This is a genomic window from Clostridium sp. AF36-4 (assembly GCF_003435975.1).
In the GTDB taxonomy this organism is placed as follows: Bacteria; Bacillota; Clostridia; order Lachnospirales; family Lachnospiraceae; genus Eubacterium_F.
Genome location: NZ_QTVH01000008.1, coordinates 49526 through 74653 on the forward strand (window position 1 = coordinate 49526; position 25128 = coordinate 74653).

At 37.7% G+C, this 25128-nt stretch carries 28 protein-coding genes; 19 read left to right on the forward strand and 9 right to left on the reverse strand.

What is annotated here, in order from left to right:
* The first annotated feature begins 24 nt into the window (after positions 1 to 24).
* From mreC to mgsA, 8 genes are read left to right on the forward strand one after another with little or no spacing between them, the layout of a single operon-like run.
* Positions 25 to 900, forward strand: coding sequence for a rod shape-determining protein MreC (gene mreC, locus DW005_RS05995; protein WP_117478572.1), 876 nt, complete (start codon positions 25 to 27; stop codon positions 898 to 900).
* Positions 893 to 1399 (forward strand): rod shape-determining protein MreD, encoded by a 507-nt coding sequence (gene mreD / locus DW005_RS06000; protein WP_117478573.1) that lies wholly within the window; start codon positions 893 to 895, stop codon positions 1397 to 1399. Before mreC ends, mreD begins: the two co-directional genes overlap by 8 nt.
* 3 nt (positions 1400 to 1402) lie before the next feature.
* Entirely contained in the window at positions 1403 to 4255 is a 2853-nt protein-coding gene (locus tag DW005_RS06005) for a penicillin-binding transpeptidase domain-containing protein (protein ID WP_117478574.1), read from the forward strand.
* A 12-nt stretch (positions 4256 to 4267) separates the two neighbouring features.
* On the forward strand, positions 4268 to 4933 hold the full coding sequence (gene minC, locus DW005_RS06010) for a septum site-determining protein MinC (protein ID WP_117478575.1): 666 nt from the start codon (positions 4268 to 4270) through the stop codon (positions 4931 to 4933).
* A 42-nt stretch (positions 4934 to 4975) separates the two neighbouring features.
* Positions 4976 to 5764, forward strand: a complete 789-nt coding sequence (gene minD, locus DW005_RS06015) for a septum site-determining protein MinD (RefSeq protein ID WP_022376808.1) — start codon at positions 4976 to 4978, stop codon at positions 5762 to 5764.
* 14 nt (positions 5765 to 5778) lie between these two features.
* Positions 5779 to 6054 (forward strand): cell division topological specificity factor MinE, encoded by a 276-nt coding sequence (minE, locus tag DW005_RS06020; RefSeq protein WP_022376809.1) that lies wholly within the window; start codon positions 5779 to 5781, stop codon positions 6052 to 6054.
* A 26-nt stretch (positions 6055 to 6080) separates the two neighbouring features.
* A complete protein-coding gene (locus DW005_RS06025; RefSeq protein ID WP_117478576.1) occupies positions 6081 to 7238 on the forward strand; it encodes an FtsW/RodA/SpoVE family cell cycle protein in 1158 nt (385 codons plus the stop codon).
* Between the two features lie 24 nt (positions 7239 to 7262).
* Positions 7263 to 7661, forward strand: coding sequence for a methylglyoxal synthase (gene mgsA, locus DW005_RS06030; protein ID WP_022376811.1), 399 nt, complete (start codon positions 7263 to 7265; stop codon positions 7659 to 7661).
* Positions 7662 to 7700: 39 nt separating this feature from the next.
* Here the strand turns inward: mgsA and DW005_RS06035 are convergent, their stop codons facing one another.
* Complete coding sequence (locus DW005_RS06035; RefSeq protein WP_022376812.1) at positions 7701 to 7895, reverse strand: DUF378 domain-containing protein; 195 nt, start codon at positions 7893 to 7895, stop codon at positions 7701 to 7703.
* 99 nt (positions 7896 to 7994) lie between these two features.
* On the opposite strand from DW005_RS06035, the gene DW005_RS06040 reads away from it, so the two are divergent.
* The 9 genes from DW005_RS06040 to DW005_RS06080 all read left to right on the forward strand — a co-directional run bounded on the left by DW005_RS06040 (position 7995) and on the right by DW005_RS06080 (position 15658).
* Positions 7995 to 9380 carry an HlyD family efflux transporter periplasmic adaptor subunit gene (locus tag DW005_RS06040; RefSeq protein WP_117478577.1) on the forward strand — a complete coding sequence of 462 codons (1386 nt, stop codon included), beginning with the start codon at positions 7995 to 7997 and terminating at the stop codon, positions 9378 to 9380.
* 39 nt (positions 9381 to 9419) lie between these two features.
* Positions 9420 to 10109: a YggS family pyridoxal phosphate-dependent enzyme gene (locus DW005_RS06045; protein ID WP_022376814.1), complete on the forward strand. Its 690-nt coding sequence runs from the start codon at positions 9420 to 9422 to the stop codon at positions 10107 to 10109.
* 16 nt (positions 10110 to 10125) lie between these two features.
* The gene (locus tag DW005_RS06050) at positions 10126 to 10629 is read left to right on the forward strand and encodes a cell division protein SepF (RefSeq protein WP_022376815.1); all 504 of its coding nucleotides are present in this window, start codon (positions 10126 to 10128) and stop codon (positions 10627 to 10629) included.
* Positions 10630 to 10631: 2 nt separating this feature from the next.
* Complete coding sequence (locus DW005_RS06055; protein ID WP_117478578.1) at positions 10632 to 11399, forward strand: YlmH/Sll1252 family protein; 768 nt, start codon at positions 10632 to 10634, stop codon at positions 11397 to 11399.
* Between the two features lie 14 nt (positions 11400 to 11413).
* On the forward strand, positions 11414 to 12442 hold the full coding sequence (locus DW005_RS06060) for a DivIVA domain-containing protein (RefSeq protein ID WP_117478579.1): 1029 nt from the start codon (positions 11414 to 11416) through the stop codon (positions 12440 to 12442).
* The gene (gene lspA / locus DW005_RS06065) at positions 12442 to 12948 is read left to right on the forward strand and encodes a signal peptidase II (protein ID WP_022376818.1); all 507 of its coding nucleotides are present in this window, start codon (positions 12442 to 12444) and stop codon (positions 12946 to 12948) included. The genes DW005_RS06060 and lspA overlap by 1 nt, the downstream gene beginning before the upstream one ends.
* Complete coding sequence (locus DW005_RS06070) at positions 12930 to 13862, forward strand: RluA family pseudouridine synthase (protein WP_022376819.1); 933 nt, start codon at positions 12930 to 12932, stop codon at positions 13860 to 13862. The genes lspA and DW005_RS06070 overlap by 19 nt, the downstream gene beginning before the upstream one ends.
* Before the next feature lie 186 nt (positions 13863 to 14048).
* Positions 14049 to 14426 carry a BlaI/MecI/CopY family transcriptional regulator gene (locus DW005_RS06075; RefSeq protein ID WP_242989376.1) on the forward strand — a complete coding sequence of 126 codons (378 nt, stop codon included), beginning with the start codon at positions 14049 to 14051 and terminating at the stop codon, positions 14424 to 14426.
* 170 nt (positions 14427 to 14596) lie between these two features.
* Positions 14597 to 15658 (forward strand): tyrosine-type recombinase/integrase, encoded by a 1062-nt coding sequence (locus tag DW005_RS06080; protein ID WP_117478580.1) that lies wholly within the window; start codon positions 14597 to 14599, stop codon positions 15656 to 15658.
* Positions 15659 to 15667: 9 nt separating this feature from the next.
* Here the strand turns inward: DW005_RS06080 and DW005_RS06085 are convergent, their stop codons facing one another.
* The 7 genes from DW005_RS06085 to DW005_RS06115 form a co-directional block, all read right to left on the reverse strand.
* Positions 15668 to 17890, reverse strand: a complete 2223-nt coding sequence (locus tag DW005_RS06085; protein ID WP_117478581.1) for an N-acetylmuramoyl-L-alanine amidase — start codon at positions 17888 to 17890, stop codon at positions 15668 to 15670.
* 110 nt (positions 17891 to 18000) lie between these two features.
* Positions 18001 to 18309 (reverse strand): LysM peptidoglycan-binding domain-containing protein, encoded by a 309-nt coding sequence (locus DW005_RS06090; RefSeq protein WP_117478582.1) that lies wholly within the window; start codon positions 18307 to 18309, stop codon positions 18001 to 18003.
* A gap of 156 nt (positions 18310 to 18465) precedes the next feature.
* Complete coding sequence (gene rpoZ, locus DW005_RS06095; RefSeq protein WP_022376824.1) at positions 18466 to 18714, reverse strand: DNA-directed RNA polymerase subunit omega; 249 nt, start codon at positions 18712 to 18714, stop codon at positions 18466 to 18468.
* A 37-nt stretch (positions 18715 to 18751) separates the two neighbouring features.
* The gene (lepB, locus tag DW005_RS06100; protein WP_117478583.1) at positions 18752 to 19399 is read right to left on the reverse strand and encodes a signal peptidase I; all 648 of its coding nucleotides are present in this window, start codon (positions 19397 to 19399) and stop codon (positions 18752 to 18754) included.
* A 7-nt stretch (positions 19400 to 19406) separates the two neighbouring features.
* The gene (gene gmk / locus DW005_RS06105; RefSeq protein WP_117478584.1) at positions 19407 to 20036 is read right to left on the reverse strand and encodes a guanylate kinase; all 630 of its coding nucleotides are present in this window, start codon (positions 20034 to 20036) and stop codon (positions 19407 to 19409) included.
* A gap of 18 nt (positions 20037 to 20054) precedes the next feature.
* Complete coding sequence (locus DW005_RS06110; RefSeq protein WP_022376827.1) at positions 20055 to 20288, reverse strand: DUF370 domain-containing protein; 234 nt, start codon at positions 20286 to 20288, stop codon at positions 20055 to 20057.
* A gap of 13 nt (positions 20289 to 20301) precedes the next feature.
* Positions 20302 to 21180 carry a YicC/YloC family endoribonuclease gene (locus DW005_RS06115; protein WP_117478585.1) on the reverse strand — a complete coding sequence of 293 codons (879 nt, stop codon included), beginning with the start codon at positions 21178 to 21180 and terminating at the stop codon, positions 20302 to 20304.
* A gap of 125 nt (positions 21181 to 21305) precedes the next feature.
* On the opposite strand from DW005_RS06115, the gene DW005_RS06120 reads away from it, so the two are divergent.
* Positions 21306 to 23084 (forward strand): NFACT RNA binding domain-containing protein, encoded by a 1779-nt coding sequence (locus DW005_RS06120; RefSeq protein ID WP_117478586.1) that lies wholly within the window; start codon positions 21306 to 21308, stop codon positions 23082 to 23084.
* On the forward strand, positions 23084 to 23908 hold the full coding sequence (locus DW005_RS06125) for a histidinol-phosphatase HisJ family protein (protein ID WP_117478587.1): 825 nt from the start codon (positions 23084 to 23086) through the stop codon (positions 23906 to 23908). Before DW005_RS06120 ends, DW005_RS06125 begins: the two co-directional genes overlap by 1 nt.
* Here DW005_RS06125 and DW005_RS06130 read toward each other — a convergent pair.
* On the reverse strand, positions 23905 to 25095 hold the full coding sequence (locus DW005_RS06130; RefSeq protein ID WP_117478588.1) for a cysteine desulfurase family protein: 1191 nt from the start codon (positions 25093 to 25095) through the stop codon (positions 23905 to 23907). The two genes, DW005_RS06125 and DW005_RS06130, sit on opposite strands and share 4 nt — an antisense overlap.
* Positions 25096 to 25128: the final 33 nt, after the last annotated feature.

Below are 25128 nucleotides of genomic sequence, written 5' to 3' on the forward strand. Positions count from 1 at the left end.
CGAAAACAAAGCGGAGGTGTTTGTGTGAAAAAGAGAAGGAAAAATAAATGGATTCATCCCAAAATATTATATATATGTCTCTCGGTTTTGTGTGTACTGTTAGTGCTTCTCTCGTTTAAGTTTACAGACCGGTTTGCCGGTGTGAAAGCATTTGTTGGGAATGTGGTGACACCAATGCAGAAGGGGATTAATTCCGTTGGTAAATACCTTTCGGATAAAGCAGATTTACTTACTTCAAAAGAAACCCTGTTAGCAGAGAATAGGGAATTGCAGGAAAAGTTAAATGACTTAAGTTATAATAATAAAATTCTCGCCCGTGAAAATGCAGAACTGGATAATTACAGAGAATTGTATAAATTGGACAAGGTATATCCGGATTATCCGAAAGTGGCTGCGCGTGTTATCAGCCGCGATGGTAACAACTGGTTCCATGTATTTACGATTGACAAAGGAAAGAAAGATGGTATTCAGGTTGATATGAACGTAATTGCCGGCAATGGTTTGGTTGGCATTGTTTCTGAAGTTGGTGAGTCGTATGCAAAGGTACGTGCCATCATTGATGATAAGAGTAATGTAAGTGCAATGTTTCAGGATACCGGGGAAACCTGTATTGTTAAAGGAAATATGGAGAGTATTTACAAAGGGTACATTGACATTGAGATGATAAGCAACACGGCAAAGATTAAAGATGGTGACGAGGTGGTTACTTCACACGTCAGTGATAAATTTTTACAGGGATTGTCTGTTGGATATGTCAAGGACATTGTAAGTGACCCGTCTTCTCAGACAAAGACAGCGCATTTAATTCCTTCGGTTAATTTTGACCAGCTGGAAAATGTACTGGTGATTACGCAGCTTAAGGACAACTCAGAAATTAAGGACATAAAGAATTATGATTAAAAAACGTATTTTGCCGGTTGTGATGATATTGGCAGCATTTTTGCTTCAGACAACCGTATTTCAATCCATAAAGTTAGCAGGTGCGGTTCCAAATCTTTTATTGGTACTGACAATCACATACGGTTATCTGCGTGGTCGTACTTCCGGACTGGTAATTGGTTTTTTTTCAGGCTTGCTGCTAGACTGCCTGTATGGAAGCGTAATTGGATTATATGCATTTATTTTTATGACAATTGGTTTTGTTGTCGGCTTTTGTAAAAAAATCTATTTTACAGACAGCCTGATTCTTCCGGTTGTTTTAATTGCCTCCAGCGATTTTGTGTATTGCTTTTACTATTATATTACCGAATTTTTAATGCGTGGCAGACTGCACTTGGGCTTTTATTTTATTCATAAGTTTCTGCCGGAAATACTTTATACAACACTGGCAGGAGTTCTTTTGTTTGAACTGGCAGCTCATTTGGAAAAGCCAAAGGAAAGAAAAAGAAAGGAGATATAGCAGATGTTTAACGGTATACTGGATATGCTGAAAAATGTGGTAAAATCAAGATTTTTCGCCCTGGTGACAACCTATATACTGCTTTTTAGTATACTTGTCGGACGTATGTTTTATCTTCAGATTGTGAAAGGCGAAACCTATGACAGAGAAGCTTCCCTGCAAAAACAGAAAATTAAAACCATTAAGAGTGCCCGCGGTAAAATTTATGACTGTAATGGTAAACTTTTAGTTACCAATGAGCAGAGTTATTCCATAACGATAGAAGATTCCGGAGATTTGAAAACAAATCAGGAAAAAAATACAATGATTGAGAAGTGTATCACTCTGATTGAGAAACATGGGGATTCTTTAGATTTGGATTTTCCAATCAGCATGAATAAAAATGGGAAATTTAAATACACGGTAAATCAGGCGGCACAGCTTCGTTTTAAAAGAGAGATTTTCTTTTGTAAATCCATCCATGAGCTGACGCAAAAGCAAAAAGATATGACAGCAGAAGAACTGTTTCGTTATATTCGCACTGAAGATAAGGTAAATACCATTCATTTCTTTGATAAAGACGAAACGTATACGGATGCAGAGGCACTGCCAATTATGACGGTGCGCTATGCGTTATTGATGAACACATATTCAAAATATGATCCGATTACATTAAGTTCTAATGTTTCGGATAAAACAGTGGCTGCCATTAAGGAAAATTCTGTTGATTTACCTGGCGTTGAAGTTACCACCGAAATGAACCGTGTCTATAAAGACAGCAAATATTTCTCTCATATTATTGGCTATACGGGATTGATTTCTTCCGAAACGCTAGCGGAAATGAAAGAAAGTGATCCGAATACGGAATACACATCGGCAGACCAGATTGGTAAAACCGGGATCGAAAAAGAATATGAAGATGAATTAAAAGGGAAAAAAGGTTCCGAAACACTTGTTATTGACAGTACATCGCGTGTAGTAAGTTCGCAGAAAACAAAGGATGCGGTAGCCGGAAAAGATATTTATCTGACGATTGATTCCGATTTGCAGAAAGCAACTTATCGTCTGGCAGAAAAACAGATTGCCGGTATTATTACTTCCAAATTAATCAATGGGAAGGGGCATGGTACAAAAGGGAAAGATGCTAAAGGTATTTTGATTTCTATTTACGATGTTTACGATGCAATTATTCAAAATAGCATTGTTGATGTGTCACATTTCAATACAAGTAATGCGACATCCTTGGAAAAATCGGTGTACCAGACATTTTCCCGCACGAAAAAGAGCGCTATTAACCGCGTAAAAAAAGAACTTCGTGTCAATAATCAAAAGAATGGAAAACAGTTGTCGGAAACAACGGATGGCTATCTGGATTACATTTTCAGTATGTTGAAAACCAATCAGATACTAAATACGTCTACGATGGACACAACAGATACGATGTACAATAAGTATGTAAATAATAAAATAAGTTTGAGTCAGCTGTTAGTTTATGGAATCAAAAACAACTGGATTAATTTAGATAATCTGGAAATTGACAATAACTACTATTCTTCGGAAGAAGTCTTCCAGAAATTAGTTTCTTATATTGTCGATGAAATCCAGGATGATTCGAAGTTTGATAAGAAAGTGTATCACTCGATGGTAGATTCCGGTGTTTTGTCCGGCAGAGAGATTTGCCTTTTGTTGTATGACCAGAAGGTGTTAAAAAAGAAAACTTCTACCTATCAGAAATTACAGGCAGGAATGATTTCCCCATACAGTTTTTTGAAATCGAAAATCCGATCGCTTGAAATTTCAGCAGGAGATTTAGGACTTACACCATGTTCTTGTGCCGTTATTGTAACAGATGTAAAGACCGGAAAAGTGAAGGCATTAACGTCTTATCCAAGTTATGATAATAATAAATTTGCAAATTCAGTTGATGCCGATTATTATGCCAAAATCAGTACAAGCAGTGCGTCGCCACTTTTGAACCGTGCGACCCAGCAAAAGGCAGCTCCCGGTTCGACATTTAAGATGGTGACTGCCACAACCGCATTGGAAGAGGGCATTATTAATCCTTATACTCGTATCCATGACGGTGTACAGTTTAATAAAATTAATAAGCCTTGGCCAAAATGCTGGAGTACTTATTCGCATGGTAATATTAATGTTTCACAGGCAATCCAGCATTCCTGTAACTATTTCTTCTATGAAATGGGTTATCGATTAGGAAATGGACACAATACATTAGTGGATAATGAAAAAGGTTTGAGCAAACTGAAAAAGTATGCAGATAAATACGGTTTAACGGAAAAATCCGGCATTGAACTGCCGGAAGCGGAACCAACGTTTTCCGATGTCGATGTTGTTCGTTCTGCAATTGGACAGGGCTCCCACAGTTACACACCGGTTCAGATGTCCCGTTATGTCACAACAATTGCGAATGGTGGAACCTGCTTTGATTTAACTCTGATTCAGAAAATCAAAGATGCTAAATCAAAAACACAGGATAAGAAATCATCAAATGTCCGCAATAAATTGAATTTCCAGTCGTCAACTTTAACGGCAATTAAAACCGGCATGAAAAATGTAGTACAGGCGGGCAGCATTAAGTCACTGTTTAACAATGTAAATGTTACGGTTGCCGGAAAAACCGGTACGGCTCAGATTACAAACAACGAGCCAAACCATGCATTATTTGTTAGTTTTGCACCTTATGAGAATCCGGAAATTTCAATTACGGTAGTAATTCCAAACGGATTTTCTTCTTCCAATGCCGCAGAACTTGCGAGCAAAGTATATCAGTATTATTATGATAAGAGTTCACGTAAGAAACTGATGGATGGAAAAGTTTCGAGTCCGGCAATGGGCGGAACAAGACAAACGGATTAAGGAGTTGGAAATATGAAAAAAGCACCTGTTGTAATTAAAGGAAATAAATCAGGAATACGCATTGTTTTGGATGATGCGCTTCCTTTTCCGGAGATTTTAGAAGAAGTCGAAAAAAAATTCAAGGAAAGTTCGGATTTTCTTGGTGAGGCTCAGGTTGCCGTTTCCTTTGACGGAAGAAAATTAACTGAGGAACAGGAAGCTATTTTACTGGAATGCATCAAGGAAAATTCAAAATTACAAGTCGTGTGTCTGATTGATGAGGACAAGCAGAGAGAAGAATTGTTCAATCAGACACTGAATGAAAAACTGATGGCAATGAATGCAAATTCCGGTCAATTTTTCAAAGGAAATCTTCGTTCCGGACAGGTGATGGAGTTTGAAACCAGTGTTGTGATTTTAGGCGACATTAATGTAGGTGCACAAGTTGTATCGACAGGAAATGTAATTGTGTTAGGAAGTCTGTATGGAACAGTGTATGCCGGAGCTGCCGGAAAAGAAAATGCGTTTATTGTTGCATTGAAAATGAATCCGATGCAGATACGAATCAGCGATGTAATCGCCCGTTCCTCTGACGAAAAACAGGAAACACCGGCAGAGCCGCAGATTGCCTATTTGCAAGATGGAGCAATATACATTGATACTTTGTCAAGACAGACGTTGACAGAAATTGATGTTTGAATATTGATATAAGCCATTGTTATGGTGAAAGGAGAGAAATTTATGAGTGAAGTTATTGTGATTACATCGGGTAAGGGAGGCGTTGGTAAAACAACGACAACTGCCAATGTAGGAACAGGATTAGCAAAAGAAGGAAAAAAAGTAGTACTGATTGATACAGATATCGGATTGCGTAATCTGGATGTTGTTATGGGACTTGAAAACCGTATTGTATACAATCTTGTGGATGTAATTGAAGGAAACTGCCGAATCAAACAGGCGTTGATTAAGGATAAACGATATCCGACACTTTATTTGCTGCCTTCTGCCCAGACCAGAGATAAGACAGCAGTTACACCGGAGCAGATGGAAAAACTGACCAATGAATTAAAAGAAGAGTTTGATTACATATTGCTCGACTGCCCTGCCGGAATCGAACAGGGATTTAAAAATGCGATTGCCGGAGCTGACCGTGCAATTGTAGTAACAACACCGGAAGTATCGGCTGTGCGTGATGCAGACCGTATTATCGGATTGCTGGAAGCAAACGAAATCGGAAAGACTGAACTCGTTGTAAACCGCCTTCGTGCCGATATGGTAAAGCGTGGAGATATGATGTCGAGTGATGATGTTGTAGAGATTCTTGCTGTGGATTTGCTTGGTGTTGTCCCGGATGATGAGAATATCGTCGTTTCGACAAATCAGGGTGAACCGCTTGTAGGTAACAAATCGCTTGCCGGTCAGGCATACGAAAACATATGTCACAGAATCATGGGAGAGGATGTTCCATTGTTGGATTTATACCAGAAAAATGGTCTTTTCTCAAAAATTAAAAACAAATTCAAAAGCTAAGGAGATGAATCGTAATGGGATTTGCAGATTTTTTTAGAAAAAAATCCTCCAGTAATGTAGCAAAAGACCGTTTGAAGATGGTTTTGGTATCGGACCGTGCAAATTGTTCGCCGGACATTATGGAGCAGATAAAAAATGATATTATCCATGTTTTGTCGAAATATGTAGAAATTGATTTAGATGGGCTGGATATCAAGATTGAGCAGACTGAATCGGAAGGCTCCAATGGTATGGTGCCGGCACTTTTTGCTAATATTCCGATTAAAGACATGAAACAGACAAAGAAATAAATTAAGGATTGGTAAGGTGGTAAATCATGCGGGAACGCGTTATGAAATGGTTGCAGATTAAGCGGTACAACTGGAAAAATTATGATATTTTTCTGATTGCCGTTGTGCTTATTTTGACATTTATAAGTTCATATGTCATTTCCATAGTCAATTCTGACATTTCCTTAAAAAGACAGTTGGTCGGAGTTGTTATGGGTATAATTATCATAGGTATTTTTTCCATTATTGATTACCATGATTTATGTATGTATATTCCAATTATATACATTGTTACGACCCTTATGGCTATGGCAACCAGATTGACGCCATTAGGCGTTGAGTTGGATACGAATTCTTATCGCTGGCTTGATTTCAAAGTATTTACTTTTCAGCCATCGGAAGTATGTAAAATTACGTTAATATTGGCACTTGCCACCTTTTTTTCAAAGAGAAAAGAAAATTTATCTACGTATAAGAACTTTTTTCTTGCCTCTTTGATTACCTTTGTACCAACTGTATTTATTTTAATACAAACGGATTTATCATCCAGTGTTGTTATGATTGTTATTCTCATTATGATGTTAGCGTCTTCAGGAATTGGTCATAAAATATTGGCACCGGTTGCTGCCGTTGTAGTTCCGGCGGTTGGTGTTTTGTTCTGGTATATTTTACAGCCAAATCAAAAACTTCTGCGTGGCTATCAGTTGGCCCGCATTACCGGATGGCTGCACCCGGAAAAAGAGAGTCTTGGCGTTATGTACCAGCAGAACAACTCAGTTCTTTCCATTGCATCCGGAAAATTGTATGGGAAACTTTTGGATGGCAGCACAACGGCGCGAAACTATACCAGCGTTGATGTAAGAGAAAGTGATTTTATCTGGACACCAATCAGCGAAGAGTTTGGTTTTATTGGATGTATGGTAGTTTTAGCTCTGTTATCCATTATTATTATTAAATGTTTTCTGGCAGCAAAAAATGCGAGAGATTATATGGGAATGATGATTGCTGTGGGAATTGGCGCTATGTTTTGTTTTCAGACATTTTTTAATATCGGTGTGGCAACATCATTGCTGCCAAATACCGGACTTCCATTGCCGTTTTTAAGTAATGGACTCACGTCTCTTATTAGTAATATGATGGCAATTGGTATTTTGCTAAACGTAGGGATACAACCGAATCGAGGAAGCAGCAGCCTAGATTTTTAATTCAGAGAAAGAAGGGATGTAGTTATGAATATTGCCCTAATTGCGCACGATGCAAAAAAAATTCTGATGCAGAATTTTTGTATTGCTTATCGTGGGATTTTGAGCAAACATGAAATTTATGCCACCGGTACGACAGGACGACTTGTTGAAGAGGTAACAAACCTTTCCATTCACAAGTATCTTGCCGGACATTTAGGTGGAGAAAAACAGCTTGGGGTGCAGATTGAAAATAATGAACTGGATTTAGTTATTTTTCTGCGTGACCCATTGACACAGAAAGTCCATGAACCGGATGTAAATAATGTGTTTCGTCTGTGTGATATTCACAACATTCCTCTGGCTACCAATGTTGCTACAGCGGAATTGTTAGTAAAAGCATTAGAGCGTGGCGACTTAGACTGGCGTAATCTGGTTCGTATGTGATTTTATATGTATCGAGTAGGAGATCCCCTACTCGTTTACTTAATTGTTAATTCGCCCACAGAAACTGATGGCATAAAGTCCGCAGATACCAATTACGGCATAAATAATGCGTGACAATACGGACATTGAACCAAATAAAAAGGCAACTAAGTCCAGTCCGAAAAAACCGACTAAGCCCCAGTTGATGGCACCGATAATAACAAGTACCAGGACAATATAGTCTATTGCTTTCATTTTTGTATACTACCTCCTTTGTTAGATAGTATACCGAAATTGAGAAACACTATTCATTTGAGTGAAAAATAAGAACAATGTCAGGGAAGGAAGACAATCATGGGAAAAAGAAAGGTAGTTTCAATAAAAAAAAGATTTCGGCCACAATCCAGTCTGGCCTTTTTCCTTCTGCTTTTGATTGTTGTTTATATTGTTGTGCTGGCATGGGGATATTTTGCAAAAGAACATATTTCAATTTATGAAGTGAACACAACGGATATTTCAGATGATGCGCCATTGTATGGTTTTGTAATGCGTGCGGAAGAAATTGTGAATTCGGAAGAATCGGCATATATTAATTATTATCTTTCGGAAGGAAGCCGGATTGGAAAGGGAGATGTGGCATACACCGAAGATACCAGTGGAGAAGTGAGTAAAATGCTCGAACAAATCCGAAGCAAAAAAGACAACTCGGAAAATATTTCAAAAATGCGGGAAGTGATTGCCAGCTTTTACAGTTCTTTCCACAATGCCAATTACAGCGAGGTGACAAAACTCCACTACGATGCAGAAAATGTACTGATGGACTTGAATCAGGGAAATTTATACAGTGATTTAAAAAAAGCGATGGCATCTTCCGGAAAAGCGGACAGTTTTACTAAAGTTATGGCAAAAAAAAGTGGAATCATTGCTTACTCGATGGATGGTTACGAGACAACAAAAGAAGAAGACATTACAAAGAAATTATTTGACCAATATGGAAGTGTAGCAAGAAAACAGATGCAGAAAGAGGGAAGCGTCGCAGCCGGCTCACCGGTTTATAAGCTGGTTACAAGTAATGATTGGTCAATTGTTGTAAAATTAGATGACAGTTACTATCAGGAATTAAAGGACAAAACAAGTGTCCGTGTAACCATTACAAAGGATGATATTTCTTTTAATGCTCAGGTAAAATTGTGGGATAAAGATGGCACACATTTTGCTACGCTTAGTACGTCCCGTTATATGGAACGCTATATTAACGACCGCTTTTTGCAGATTGAATTTAACTTAAAATCGGCGTCCGGACTGAAAATTCCAAACAGTTCCGTATTAAAAAAGAATTATTATCTTGTTCCGAAAAAATATGCCGTAAATGGAGATGATGGGATTGGAGTCACCAGAAAAACATCCGATCCAAATAATAAAGCAGGCCATGAATTTGTCTCATTAAAATCGTCTTTGTTGGTTGGCGATAACTATTATGTAGGAAAAAACACTTTATCGGATGGGGATATTCTCATTACAAAATTTGGTGATTCAGAGCAGTACCGGGTACATGAAACAGGAGAATTATCAGGTGTGTATTATGTGAACCAGGGATACTGCCAGTTCCGTCCAATTGAGGTTTTATATAAAAACAAGGAGTACTCCATTGTTTCAGACCATACAGTAAATGGTTTGTCTGCGTATGACCATATTGTTGTGGACCCAACGTATTTAAATGATGATGACTTTATTGAATAATTTCATAAAGATTACAGATTGAGAAAAGAGGTAATTGATATGGTAACAGAAAATTTGAAAAAAGTTGAAAAAAAAATTGAATCGGCATGTACACGTGCAGGCAGAGACCGAAATGATGTTACGTTAATTGCGGTCAGCAAGACAAAACCGGTTGAAATGATGAGAGAGGCCATGCAGTGTGGCATCGTTACTTTTGGTGAAAACAAGGTACAGGAAATTGTGGAAAAACAAAAAGAACTGACAGAACCGTTAGATTGGCATATGATTGGTCATTTACAGCGAAATAAAGTAAAGCAGGTTGTTGGAAGGGTGAAACGAATCCATTCTGTCGACTCAATAAGACTTGCCAAACAAATACAGTTAGAAAGCGAAAAAAGGAATATTACTTCAGATATTTTAATTGAGGTTAATATGGCAAAAGAGGAATCAAAGTATGGATTTATGCCGGAAGAAGTGGAAGAAGCCATACGTGAAATTTCTACTTATCCAAATGTGAAAATTCATGGTCTTATGACAATTGCACCAAACGTTTCAAATCCGGAAGAAAATCGTGTTCATTTTCGTAATTTGCATAAATTACTAGTTGACATTAATGGCAAAAACATTGATAATATTAATATGAACGAACTTTCCATGGGAATGACCGGAGACTACGAAGTAGCGATAGAAGAGGGCGCTACTTATGTACGTGTAGGAACCGGCATTTTTGGAAATAGACAATACTTATAGAAAGGAACGAGAAGATATGGGTTTAGATTCCATTTTAAATTTCTTTAAGATTCCAGATGATTTTGATGACGAATATGAAGAGGAGTATGTGGAGGAGCCGGTAAAGGCAAAACCGGTAAAAACACAAAGACAGCCTGTTTCACAGGAGAATGACTATGAGGAGCCGGCACCAAAGCAGCGCAGTGGATTTTTAGGGTCTAAGCCAAAAGTTGTACCGATGAACCGCACGATGATGGAAGTCAGCATCATTAAGCCGACAACTTTTGAAGACTCACAGAACATATGTAATATGTTACTTTCCGGACGGCCGGTTGTTGTAAATTTGGAGGGTTTTGACCCGGATGATGCACAGAGAATTATGGACTTTATATCCGGATGTATTTATTCAATCAAGGGACAGTATCATCAGATTTCAAAATATATTTTCATTTTCACACCGGAAAATGTAGATATCAGCGGGGACCCGTTAGGGCTTGATGGTAGTTCGGCAAAGATGCCTACGATAAATCGTGAGTTTTAATCATGGGAACAAAGCAGGAACACTTCTTTTTGCAGCATGTACAGGACTTATACCATCGAACCATTTACAACGATTATCCTTCTTTTACGGAGTTTCTCACAACAGGTGAGATGTCTGCTTTACTGCAGAATCAAAAGATGTTTCCATCGGTTGTACTTCGTATGTGGGGTGGTCATAAAGATTGTGATTCAAAAATGGCCGGTTTTTTCCCGGCTGATTTTGTAGATGCGGATGATCAAGCATTTCCAATTTGCTGTATTCGTATTTCCCCGGTTCACGAAAAGTATGCGGATACTTTAATACACAGAGATTATTTGGGGGCTGTGTTGAATCTTGGAATTTCCCGTTCCACGATCGGCGATATCCGTATTTGTGAAAAGGCTGCGTATCTTTTTTGTGTTGAGGAATTAAAGGAGTTTATACTCTCAAATTTACGGCAGGTAAAGCATACTATAATGGAATGCCGTGAAATTTCTGAATTGGACGAAATTCCGGAAAGACAGTATGAGATACACAGACAAACGGTTGCCTCGGCTCGTTTGGATAATATAGTTGCTGCAATGATTGGTTCTTCGCGCACGAAGGCAAACGAACTGATTACACAGGGCAGAGTATTTATTAACAGTGAGGAGAAAACATCAAACAGTTATCGATGTCCAAGTGATTCCGTTTTTTCAATTCGAGGTCACGGTAAATATCGGCTTACCTTTGATGAAGGAGATATTACTAAAAAAGGGAAACAAAAAATTACTATATATCAATACCGATAAGGAGATGAAGGTTCATGTTATCACCACTTGATTTGAAAAATAAAATGATGGAGCCAAAAAAACGCAAGTACTATGATAAAGATGAAACGGATGATTATTTAGAACTTGTGATGGAGCAGTACAAGCAGCTGTACGATGAAAATTTAGAACTGCAGAAAAATGTAAAATCCTTAAATGATGGGGTGCAGTATTACCGTTCCATTGAAAATACGATGCAGAAAGCATTGGTTCTTGCTGAAAAAACAGCGAAGGAAACAAAAGACGCAGCCCAGTTAAAGGCAGAGGCAATTGAAAAGGATGCAAATACTAAAGCTGATAAAATTGTTGCAGAGGCAGAGCAGGAGTATGATAAATTAAAGGAAAAATGTCTTTCTCTGGTTCAGCAGTTTAATCAGTATAAAATGCAGTTAAAACAGGTTGCATCTGCTCAGTTGGAGTTAATTACCAGTGATTCTTTTGATGTATATTCGCCGGAGATTGAAGCAATCCGGAATGAAAAAGACAATATGATTGCAGAGCAGGTACCGGAAGAACCGAAAGCGCCAAAGGCACCGACAGAAATGGAGATACCGGAACCACTCGTAAAAGAGCAGCCTGTTATGAAAGAGACAGTGGAAAAAGAGCCGGAAGATTTATCGGAAACAATGGTTCTTCCGGATGTAAAAAAAGAAAAACGTGCAAAAAAAAAGAACGAAGAACTGCAGGAAGATATTCTCACGGCGGATACCATTGATTTAAGCGATACCTTAAATCAGATTCAGAAACCAAAAGACGCAGACACAAAAGAAGTAACGGATGCCCTTGTATTAGATCCGGTGGATGCTGTTGTTAAAGAACCTTTTGAGGCAGTGCCAAATTCTGCGGTAACTTTGGAATCTAATCCGGAAATGCTTTCTTTAGAGCCGGAAGAGGACAAGAAAGAAAAAGAGACTCCATCCTTGGATTCTCTGCTGCAGAATATAAACTTGGGTAAGAAGAATAAGAAAAAGAAAGGAAAGGACGAGGACCCTTTTGAGTTTCTTGGTTCGGTAGATGATTTTTAATGGTTCAGAATAAAAAACAAATAATACATCATGCAGTATTTGCACTCGTATTTATTTTGCTTATTTTCGGAGACCGCATAACGAAAAATTTTGCGATTACTTCTTTAAGGCAGGATGATATTACAATAATCCCCGGTGTATTTACACTACATTATTTAGAAAATCCGGGTGCAGCATGGGGAATTTTTCCGAATGCTATATGGTTTTTTGCCATAATTACGATTGTTGTCCTTGGTGCAATGATATATTTTTACAGCAGAATACCGGTACAAAAGAAATTTCTGCTGCTTCGATTTACCATTATCCTTTTGGCAGCTGGGGCAATAGGTAATTTTATTGACCGTATGATGTGGCATTATGTAGTTGACTTTTTGTATATAAAAGCAATTAATTTTCCGGTATTTAATGTGGCAGACTGCTATGTTTGTGTTGCGGCTGTCTTACTGATTTATTGCTTACTATTTCGATATAAGGAAGAAGATTTTTTGTGGAAGAAGAAAAATTAATAATTGATGTAGAAACAGAAGAGGAACGCCGAATTGATCAGTTTTTGGCTGATCAGATGGAATATTCGCGTTCCTTTATCCAAAAATTAATTAAAAATGAAAAGGTTACAGTGAACGGGAATGTCATCACTAAGGTGAAATATCCCGTTTCTTTTCGTGATAAAATTATAATCGAAATTCCCGCACCAACGGAACTGGAAATTAAGCCGGAGAAAATGGATTTAGACATATTATATGAAGATAATGATGTCATTGTTATTGATAAGCCAAAAGGAATGGTTGTACATCCTTCTGCGGGACATATGAGCCATACTTTGGTGAATGGTCTTTTGTATCACTGTAAAGGAAATTTGTCGGGAATAAACGGTGTATTGAGGCCCGGAATCGTACATCGAATTGATATGGACACAACAGGCGCAATCATTGCATGTAAAAACGATATTGCCCACCAGTCACTGGCAAAACAATTGCAGGTTCATTCAATTACGAGAAAATATGAAGCTATTGTATATCATAATTTGCAGGAAGAAACAGGCACAATCGATAAGCCAATTGGCAGACATCCTGTTCATCGAAAAAAGATGGCGGTAGTTCAGCCAGAGAAAGGTAAGAGAGCAGTTACACATTATCGTGTACTTTCTCATCTAAATCACAAATTCAATTATATTGAATGTCAGCTTGAAACAGGACGCACACATCAGATTCGTGTACACATGGCATCCATTATGCATCCGTTACTGGGGGATGAATTATACGGTCCAAAACCACAAAAAATGTTTGAAAAACTACAGGGACAGACACTGCATGCAAAAATTTTAGGATTTCAACATCCGGTTACCAATCAATATATTGAGGTTGAATCGCCACTCCCACAATATTTTGTAGAATTGCTAAAAAACCTCGGAAATTCGTGATATTTCAGGTAAAATATTGCTTGACAATTACATTACTATAGGTGTAGAATTTAGTTACTTGGCAAATGTTCGTGAAGTAACAACTTGTAGAATCTTTAGGGGGGACATTCTATTATTGTAGTTTCTTTTGTCTACAAATGTAGATAACGTGATTTTTGCTGCTGACATTGAGGAGGATTTGTTTTTATGAGTAAGAGTTCGGATAAGGAAATGCGGTTGCATGAGGGGGAATTAAATGTCATGGAATTGTTGTGGTCCAATAAAGTTTTGGCTGCTAAAGACATTTCTAAAATCATTAAAGAATATATTGGTTGGGAAAAAAATACGACATATACCGTAATCAAACGCTTGATTAATAAAGGAGCCGTTCGGCGTGAGGATCCGGGATTTTTATGCAGTGCTGAGGTGACAAAAAAAGAAATCCAGGACATTGAGACAAAAGCATTGCTTAATAAAATGTATAATGGTTCCCTGAGCACATTTATTAATGATTATTTGGGAAATCGGAAACTTTCATTAGAAGAGACAATGGAGTTAAAACGAATTTTACATCTTAATGAATAAGATAACTCGCATCCAGAAAACAATATAGCAGGGTGCGAGTTAAATTTTTGCCTCTTTTACTCTCTTGGACAAACTCCAGTTTTTCAAAAAGACTTGACGGGAAAATACCTATTTGCTATAATTTTATTGGAATTACTTATATACTTATTGGATTTAGGAGGTTTAAGTCTATGGATAAGAAAATTACTTATCATGAGCAGACAAGCCGTGAAAATACATTAAAACTGCGTAGCGTCTTACAGACACTGCCGGATTTTACAAAGGATTTTTTTCGTGCCATTGAGCCAAATACATCTGCTAAAACCAGAATATCTTATGTATATGATATTCGTTTGTTTTTTCAATTTTTGCAGATAAACAATCCGGTGTTTGCTAAAAAAGATTCAATTAAAGACATTCGTTTAGAGGACTTAGAACAATTGCAGCCCGTTGACATTGAAGAATATTTAGAATATTTAAAATATTACAAAGATGCAGATGGTGTAATTCATACCAACAAAGAACGAGGGATTCATCGTAAATTAGCGGCATTACGAAGTTTTTATGCATATTATTATAAACGCGAGTATATTCATAATAATCCCACATTAATTGTCGATATGCCTAAGCTGCATAAACGTGAAATTATTCGCTTAGACCCGGATGAAGTTGCCAATCTTCTAGATTATGTAGAACACGGTGGCGATGAAATGACCGGGATGAAAAAAGTTTATTTTGAAAGAAATAAAATAAGAAATCTCGCATTGTTCACTCTTCTGCTCGGCACAGGAATCCGTGTGTCCGAATGTGTTGGATTGGACATTGAGGACGTTGATTTTGACAATAATCGGATTAAAATCGTGCGTAAAGGTGGCAAGGAAGATTTTGTATACTTTGGAGATGAAGTTGCCGAAGCTTTATACGATTACTATGCAGAACGAATGACGATTACAACAAAAGAAGGTCATGAACATGCTTTGTTTTTATCCATTCAAAAAAGACGTATCTGTGTACAGTCAATCGAAAATTTAGTTTCTGATTGTGCGAAACATGTTACGACATTAAAGCATATTACGCCTCATAAGCTTAGAAGTACATATGGTACCAATTTATACCGTGAAACGGGCGATATTTATCTGGTTGCTGAAGTATTAGGCCATAATGATGTAAATACAACCAGGAAACATTATGCAGCGCTGGAAGAAGACAGAAAACGAAAGGCTGCTTCGGCAGTTCGTTTGCGAGAATCCTAATCCCCTATCCTACCGACCGGTAGGATAGGTTTGAAACATTGTCTGAATACTCTTATAAATGGAATTTGCCGCATTCTTTTGGAAGGTAGCATTTGTTAATTTAGAATAATCACTGTTTCCGGAGATAAATCCAAGTTCAATCAAAATAGCCGGGACTGTATTGTGTTTTAATACATAATAAGCAGCTGTTTTTGTACCACGGTTTGTTGTTTTTAAATCCGCTAATAATTGAGTACGGAACAAATTTGCCATGGCTTTACTTGTAATACCACTAAAACTTGTCTTATTATTGGATACAGAATAATATACCTCTGTTCCATTTGCAGACCCACTTTTAGCAGAATTCATATGCAGACTGATAAACGCATCCGCACGAACAGATTTTGCAAAAGCTGCCCGATTGGCAAGGGTAATGTAACTGTCATTGGTTCTGGTCCAGTACACTTTTGTGTCCGGTGCATTTCCTGCAAACTTATCCTTCATCAATGTGTAAATAATCTTGTGAGTTAAATCTTTTTCATTTGTTCCTTTATTTTGTGCGCCAGGATCACGACCACCATGACCTGCATCCAAAACCAAAACATTCTTAAATATTTTATTTGGCTGTCCCATTAATACACTGAGTGTATTTCCCTTTTCATAAATTTTATATCCAACTAAAGATGTTGTTGTAATCGTAATTACTGTATTATTTCCACTTTTTGCAGTCATAATATTTTTTATCGAACTGTGATTTATCACAATTGGATTTGTTTGATAATAGGACACATAATCACCGGGAATAATAATCTGAAACTTTTTGTTCAGATATAAATCCTGATTTTTTACTTGATTAATGTGTACATTTGCAGGACGTGGTATCGATAGGGAGTAATTTGTTACACTTCCATCTCCTGCCTGATAGGCACGCAGTATATTAATTTCCAATGTCTTATTATGAATGATATAGGAATAATCCGCTGTGTTGTAACAAGTAAAGGTAATCGTTACCGTTGTTTCACTGTTGGTTACATCCATTTTCTGAATAATCTCACCAAAGCGCTCAAAACTTTTGTTTGCTAACAAGTATGAGGATTTAGGCAGTGAAATCGAAACCGTGTTTCCGGTTCGATTTACCGTTGCCGTTTTCATAATCTCTTCACTTGTACCCGATAACTGGAACGAAATCGAGCCGGTTCCATTTTGCTCCTGATAAAAGGACTGAAACGTATATAAAGAGTTGGTTGTTGTGTTTGCTTGTTGTACCGTTGACTGTTTTGATGCCTGTTTCGTACTCCAATTAAAAAATTGTTTACTCTGAATACGGTAGCATAACAGGCTCTTATCCCAGCTTTTGGTATAATTTAATTGTCCTAAAACGGAGGATGCCGGTATACATAAAATATTTTTCTTTGTTTTGTGCGAATAAATCATTTTAGGAGGTGCTGTCAATGTCACATTTTTCCCATTTAATATAGCTTGACGGCTGTCAAGCACGCCACGAAATGACATATCTACATCGGAATCCGATACCTGTAGTTCTTTTGTCTGCTGATTATAGGAGTAAGTAAGTCCCATAATAGAAGAAAGAGTTTCTTCTGCAGGCAGGTACATCTTTCCGGATAATTTAATTACCGGCAATGAACGAAGTGTATATTTGTTATGATTGTAATAAATATTTCCCTGTGTACCCGTGTAATAGGTTAATTTCCCGTTATATGTAAGCTTTAATGGAGCACCTAAACGAATGGTTTTTCCGGTTTTTTTATAAGAAAACCGAAGTGCTTTAGCAACATAATTTATAGGAATCAGTATTTTAGTCTTTTTCTTGGATATAAAACGAACAGAAACAGGAGCTGCTTTTAATTTCACTTTTTTCCCATTTTTGTAAGCTGTCTTTTTTCCAACCTGCATTTTTAAAGAAATGCCATTTGCCGATAAGGTAAGAACCTTTCCTTTCTTTTTGTATTTACAGGAAACCTTCATCCCCTTCTTAAATACGTCAGCATAGGAAACCATATAGTTTTTCTTGATGACAACTGCCGGGTAGGATTTTTTTGAAACTTTCTTGTTCTGGTAAGTTACTGACATTTGTTTCGAACGATTAATGGAAGTTTTTCCATTGTAGCGAAGTTTAATTCCCTTTGATTTTGCTAAACTCTCTGCTCCGGAAATAAGCATAAATACACTGCTGAGCACAAAGCACATAGTAACAAAAATAATTCTATAATAAATTTTGTTGTATTTTTTCATAATGGCACCTCTTTACTTGGTTTTTCTACAGTTTATCAATATGAATTGACAGAATATTGTCAGTTACGCATAGATTTACTCAAAAAGGTGCGAATGCTTCTATTTCTTGTCTATTTGAAATTAGGCAGTAACAAATAACCACCGGCATGAATATTTTCTGAAGAAAGGCTGTTTAATGAAATAATAGCTTCCTCATATTCTGCCTTTGATAAGTTGGAATACTTCTCTGCATAGGTATCAGCAAGGGAAGAAAGCGTATCACCGGATTTAATTAATACATTTTCATAGCTTTTCATTGTGTGCTGACCACTCATATCTGCAGAAGCAGTCTTTCCGGTAAAGCCGCTCAAAAAAACAAGCAATAAAATAATCGCTGGTACAAGAATAAATGTAAAACGTAATTGTAATAATTTTCTCATAATAGTCACTCCTTATTAATCGAACGTACAGTCCGAACATCTGTTTGTTGTATATAATATATCATCCGAACAGATGTTTGTCAATGACTATTTTCAAAAAAAGAAACGATTTGTATTTTACATAACAAATCGTTTCGGCTTATACAATATTTCTATCTACTCTTCTGCATCGTCATCTTCTGCGTCAATTTTAATGGCACCGGAAGATAATTCATCGATAGCAATGGAAAGCGCTTTTGGACAGTCATTATGGTCTGTTAAAGGCTCAGAGCCGGCAATAATCTGTCTGGCGCGTTTCGCAGTTGCCAATACAATGGAATAACGGCTGTTTACAACAGGCTGTTCTCCTTGCTCAACTTCACTGTTTGCAATATTCATAAGGTCTGTGTACGATGGATGTAACATAATAATTTCTCCTTTCAATTTAACAATTGTTATTATATCATGGTTTTCCAAACTGATTCAATGGCCAAATACGTAAAAATACTTTTCCGGCAATGTTTTCTCTTTTTACAGGACCCGGTGCATCCGGATCTTCACCCTGTGGAATACTTCGGCTGTCTAAACTTACGGAACGATGATCTCCTAAAACATAGTATTCATCTGATTTTAAGGTGTATGGTTTCTCTTTTGTTCCTAATTCAATCTGACTATCGTCCATGGCATCTTTTGCATATGGGTCGTCAATCTTTTTGCCATTGATATAAATGGAATTATTATCAATGTAGACCGTTTCACCCGGGAGTCCATAAATACGTTTTACATAGTACTCATCAACGTCATGACCTTTCGGGTAAAATACAATAATATCGTATCGCTCCGGGTCATGAATACGGTAAATAAACTTATTAACCAATAAACTATCTCCGTTTTGCAAAGTATCCTGCATTGAATTGCCATCGACAACCGTCCGTTGCAAGATATAGGTTGGTACGACGAAAATACAAAATACAATAATGGCAACATATAACAGCACCTCAAAAATAATGCTAAACGGACTTCTTTTTTTTCTGGCTGCCTTACGATTTTCCTGTAAATCATCAACAACCATTGTCTTTGCCTGTGAGGTTTGTGTTTCCTTCATATCCATAGTTTGATTACTCTCCCTCCGAATGATTTTTTAATTCTGATTCCATATGTTCAATCAGGTTTTCGCAGTTACAGACACGGCAGTGTTCGTTCTGAATAATCTGATTCACACATTCTACGGCATCTTCTAACTTGTCATTAACAACAAGATAGTCATAGGACTTCATATATGCCACTTCTTCGCCGGCACGCTTAAGTCGTTTGCTAATCTGTTCCTCGGTCTCAGTTCCTCTTCCTTTTAAGCGGGAAGCAAGTTCTTCATAAGATGGTGGTGTGATAAAAATCAATACCGCTTCCGGAAACTGCTCTTTTACAAGCATACCGCCCTGCATTTCAATCTCCAAAAGAACATCTTTTCCTTCTGCAAGCTGAGCTTTTACAGCCTGTTTCGGTGTGCCATAATAGTTACCGACATATTCTGCCCACTCGATTAACTCACACTGCTCTATCATATGTTCAAATTCCTCACGGGTATGAAAATAGTATTCACGCCCATTTACTTCTCCCTCTCTTGGCTTACGTGTCGTAGCCGATATAGAGAGAAAGTATGGATATTTTTCAATCAATTGTTTCATAATGGTCCCTTTTCCGGCACCGGAAAAGCCTGAAATAACGGTTAAAACGCCTTTCTTTGACATAGAGAAAGCTCCTTTCGTTTATTGATTCATTCTTGCAGCAATGGTTTCCGGCAGTAATGAGGATAATACAATGGTCTGATTATCCAATACTAAAACTGCTTTTGTTTTGCGGCCGCAAGTGGCATCAATCGCAGCCCCCTGGTCTTTTGCCTGCTGGATTAACCGCTTAACCGGAGCAGCATCCGGACTTACGATACTGTAAACCTTATCACTGTTTACTACATTGCCAAAACCAATATTAATAAATTGCATCGTATGCGCCTTTCTATTCGATATTCTGAATCTGTTCACGAATTTTCTCGATTTCGGTTTTTAAATCAATTCCATACTCGGAAACTTCGGAATCATTTGCTTTGGATAATGTCGTGTTTGCCTCACGATTCATTTCCTGAATTAAGAAATCCAGTTTACGCCCGATGTTTTCTCCAGCCGCTAAGGTTTCTTTGACATGCTCAACATGAGTACGCAGACGAACCATTTCCTCATCGACACAAATTTTATCGCTAAACATAACAATTTCTGTTGCCAAAAGATTTTCATCGATTTGTGTATCACCAAGAAGCTGTTCGACTTTCTCGGTAATTTTCTTTCGGTATTCTTCTACAATCTGAGGAGAGCGCGCTTCTATTTTATCTACTAAATCAGAAATATGATCCAGTTTTTCTGATAAATCTTTTGCTAATTTTTCTCCCTCGATGCGTCGGCTTTCCGCAAATTTTTTACCGGCATCACGTAATGCCTGTGTCACAATCGGAATCCATTCTTCTTCGTTGTCATCCTCTTCTGCTTTTGTAAAAACATCCGGAAATCGTGCCAATTGATAGGCCTGAATCGTTCCGTCAATCGAAAATTCATCTGCCATCTGGGAAATGCCGCTTAAATAAGCAGCTGCAATTTGAGGATTATACTGAATCGATTCAGCATTTTCCTGCAATTGTTCCATGGAAACGAAAATATCGATTTTTCCTCTTTTTGCAAACTCTTTCACCTGATTTCGAATGGCAGGCTCATAAAAATTTAATTTTCTTGGGAGACGAACCGACAAATCCAGATAGCGGTGATTCACCGACTTCATTTCGATGGTAACCTTATATTTTTCATTGGCTGCCTCACCGCGGCCAAATCCCGTCATGCTCTGAATCATGATAAGCCTCCTTTTTTATCCAATCTGTATTATTATAGAGCATCGCAGTCGATAAGTCAAGTTTGTTGCCCTCTTTCCGGAAATATTGTATAATAGGAAAAGATGAAAAGAAAGGATGAATACGCATGGCATTTGATGGTTTTACAATTGCTGCCTTAGTCAGCGAAATGGACGCCAAATTAACCGGCGGCCACATACAAAAAATTGCACAGCCGGAGGCAGACGAACTTCTGCTTTCCATAAAAAATAATAAAACACAGTATAAATTGCAGATTTCAGCGAGTCCTTCTCTCCCGCTGATTCATTTGACAAATTCACCAAAACCTTCGCCATTTACAGCGCCGGGATTTTGTATGCTGTTAAGAAAACATTTAGGTGGAGCAAAAATTCTGTCATTTGAGCAGGTCGGATTGGAACGCGTTATTAGAATTCAGTTAGAAAACCTGAATGAATTAGGGGATGTTGTTCAAAAATCACTGATGGTCGAGATTATGGGAAAACACAGTAATATTATTTTAGTCGACGAAAAAAATACGATTGTTGACAGTATTAAACATATTAATGGATTAACCAGTTCTGTCAGACAGGTACTACCCGGGCTTGATTATTTTATACCAAATACACAACATAAAATAAATCCATATGAGCTTACTACAAATGACTGGAATGAAACTCTTTTTATAAAACCGGTTTCGATTGCAAAAATGTTATACGGCTCCTTATCCGGGTTTAGCTCTTCGCTCTCTCACGAACTCGCTTATAGAAGTCACCTCGACGGAGATGCACCAACGGCTTCCTTAAACGGGAATGATAAATCGGCGTTGATGGAACAGTTTCGCAGCATAATGCAGCAAACAAAAGGAAGGGATTTTTCTCCTTGTATTGTTTTTCGAGGGGCAAAACCGATTGATTTTGGCGCTTTTTCATTTACGATGTACACAGACTGTACCTGTAAAATATATGAATCGATGTCCGAAGTGGTAGAAACCTTTTATGGAGAAAAGGATACGCTTGAGCGCATCAGACAAAAATCAATTGATTTGCGTAAATCCGTGACTAATATTTTGGAGCGGAACTATAAAAAACGTGATATGCAGTATAAGCAATTGAAAAAAACAGATGGAAAAGAGAAATATAAAGTGTACGGTGAATTACTGACAACATATGGTTATCAGCTCTCCGAGACAGATACTTCGCTAACTTGTGTGAATTATTATAATAACGAAGAAATAACAATTCCGGTTGATGAAACGATGACGGCAATTGAAAATGCAAATAAGTATTTTGCCCGTTACAACAAACTAAAACGTACCGAGGAGGCCGTCAAAGAGCAGCAGGAAGAAACCGAAGAAACTATTACACATCTGGAATCCATTATGACAGAACTTGATATTGCACGAAAAGAAGAAGATTTACTAGTCATAAGGCAGGAATTAAGTGATTTTGGATATATGAAGGGAAAACGGTCAGGAAAAAAAGGGAAACCGATAAAAAAAAGTAAACCACTCCACTTTATTTCCAGTGACGGGTATGATATTTTTGTTGGAAAAAATAATTACCAGAATGACGAACTGACCTTTAAGACAGCAACCGGAAATGATTGGTGGTTTCATGCTAAAAACATGCCCGGTTCTCATGTGATTGTGAAAACAAATGGCGAAGAACCGCCGATTAAAACGTTTGAAGAAGCAGGAAGTTTAGCTGCCTATTTCTCTAAAGGAAAAGGGGCAGACAAGGTGGAAATTGACTACACACAGAAGAAAAATGTAAAAAAACCAAACGGAGGAAAACCGGGATTTGTTGTATATTATACCAATTATTCCTTAATGGCATCCTCCCATATTGAGGGAATCCGGTGCGTAAATGCCGAAGATTCCGTATTTCTTGAAAGGAGTTATGTGTAATGGCAGTCAAAATGGACACACACATTCACACGTCATTTTCAACAGATAGCGAAACTGATATGCAGGAACAGATTTTAACTTCTTACAAAAAAGGCTTAGAGGGAATCTGCATTACTGACCATATGGATTACAATTTCCCAGAATCTGCGCTGGAACATCCGGTTGACGGGATTCCGTTCTGTTTTGATTTGAATGATTATTTTAAGCGTATTCATACACTGCAAAAGACTGCACCACTCTCTGTCTATACCGGTGTGGAGTGTGGTATGCAGCTTATTACTGATGTAGTGGATAAAAATAAAGCGTTATGCCGAGATAAAGAGTTTGATTATATTATTGGCTCACTTCATTTGGTTGACGGAAAAGATCCATACTATCCCTCATTTTGGGAAAATCAAGAACCAGCCGAGTGCATTCAAACGTATTTTGAAAAGATTTATGATAATATAACAACATTTCATGAAATGGATTCTTTGGGACATCTGGATTATATCGTCCGGTATGCACCGACAGATTACAAATACCAGCCGGAGCAATTTAGAGAAATTTTAGAAGCTATTTTGCAAACGCTGATTCAAAAAGACCTTGCGCTTGAAATTAATACTTCCGGATTTAAGACACCTCTTTCACGTCAAAATCCACATGAGAAAATTATTGAATGGTACTTAGCACTTGGCGGCGAAATGGTAACGATTGGTTCAGATGCTCATTCTCCTGAATTTTTGGCGTTTCATTTTGATGAAGTGGCAGTCCTATTAAAAAAATACGGAATCCGTCAATATACAGTGTTTGAAAAACGGACTCCGGTATTTTATGATATTTAATGCCTGTTATTTTCGAGAAAAATATGATATTTGGCGTTTAAATTTCTGTTTTTTTCAATTATTTCTTTTAATGCATCTACTGTTCTATCAATTTCTTCCTTCGTTGTATGGGAAGAAAGGGTAAAACGGACAGTTCCTCTTGCCAAACTGCCGGTTAATCCAATTGCTTCAATTACATGAGAGGTGATGGATTGACCAGCATTGCAGGCGGAGCCGGCAGAGACGCAAATTCCTTCCATATCTAACAAAATAACAATCGTTTCTCCATCGACAAAAGAAAAACTTATATTGATGTTATTAGGAAGGCGTTTTCTTCTTGAACCATTCAAATGACAATAAGGAATTTCCTGCTCTATTCGGTGAATCATGTAATCACGTAATTGCGACATCATATTTGATTTTTCCATTAAGATTTCGTTTACTAATTGAGCCGCTTTTCCCATACCAACAAGAGCAGGAACATTTTCTGTACCGGCGCGGAGTCCGCTCTCTTGTTTTCCACCGTGATGGAAGGAAGGCAAATTCACTCCTTCCCGTATATACAAAAATCCGACACCTTTTGGGCCATAAAATTTGTGTGCACTGGCACTTAATAAATCTACATTCATTTTTGTGATGTCAATCGGAATCTGTCCATATGCCTGAACGGCGTCAGTATGAAAAACAGCCCTGCTGTTTGCTTTTACAAGTGATGCAAGCTCAGGAATTGCCTGAATTGTGCCAATCTCATTATTTGCAGTCATAATGGATACCAAAATGGTATCTTTACGCAATGCCTGCAGCAATTTCTCCGGTTTTATAAACCCCTGTTCATCCACATCTAAATAGGTAATTTCAAAACCTTTTTCTTCCAAATAGGCACATGTATTTAATACGGCATGATGTTCTATTTTTGAAGTAATAATATGATTTCCGTTCTTTTTGCACTGCTCGGCAGTGCCGATGATTGCCCAGTTATCTGATTCCGTTCCACCCGAGGTAAAATAGATGTTTTGCGGGTTGGCACAATTAAGCGTTTTGGCAATTCGCTTTCGTGCCGTTAATAATGCAGACTTATTGGCGACACCTAAGTCATATACACTGGATGGATTTCCGTAGGAATCCTTTAAATAAGGCATCATTTCTTCTAACACTTGTTCTGAAAGAGGCGTGGTGGCGGCGTTATCCAAGTAAATCGTCTGACTCATACCTCATACCCTCTCTCTTGTATCTATCACTAT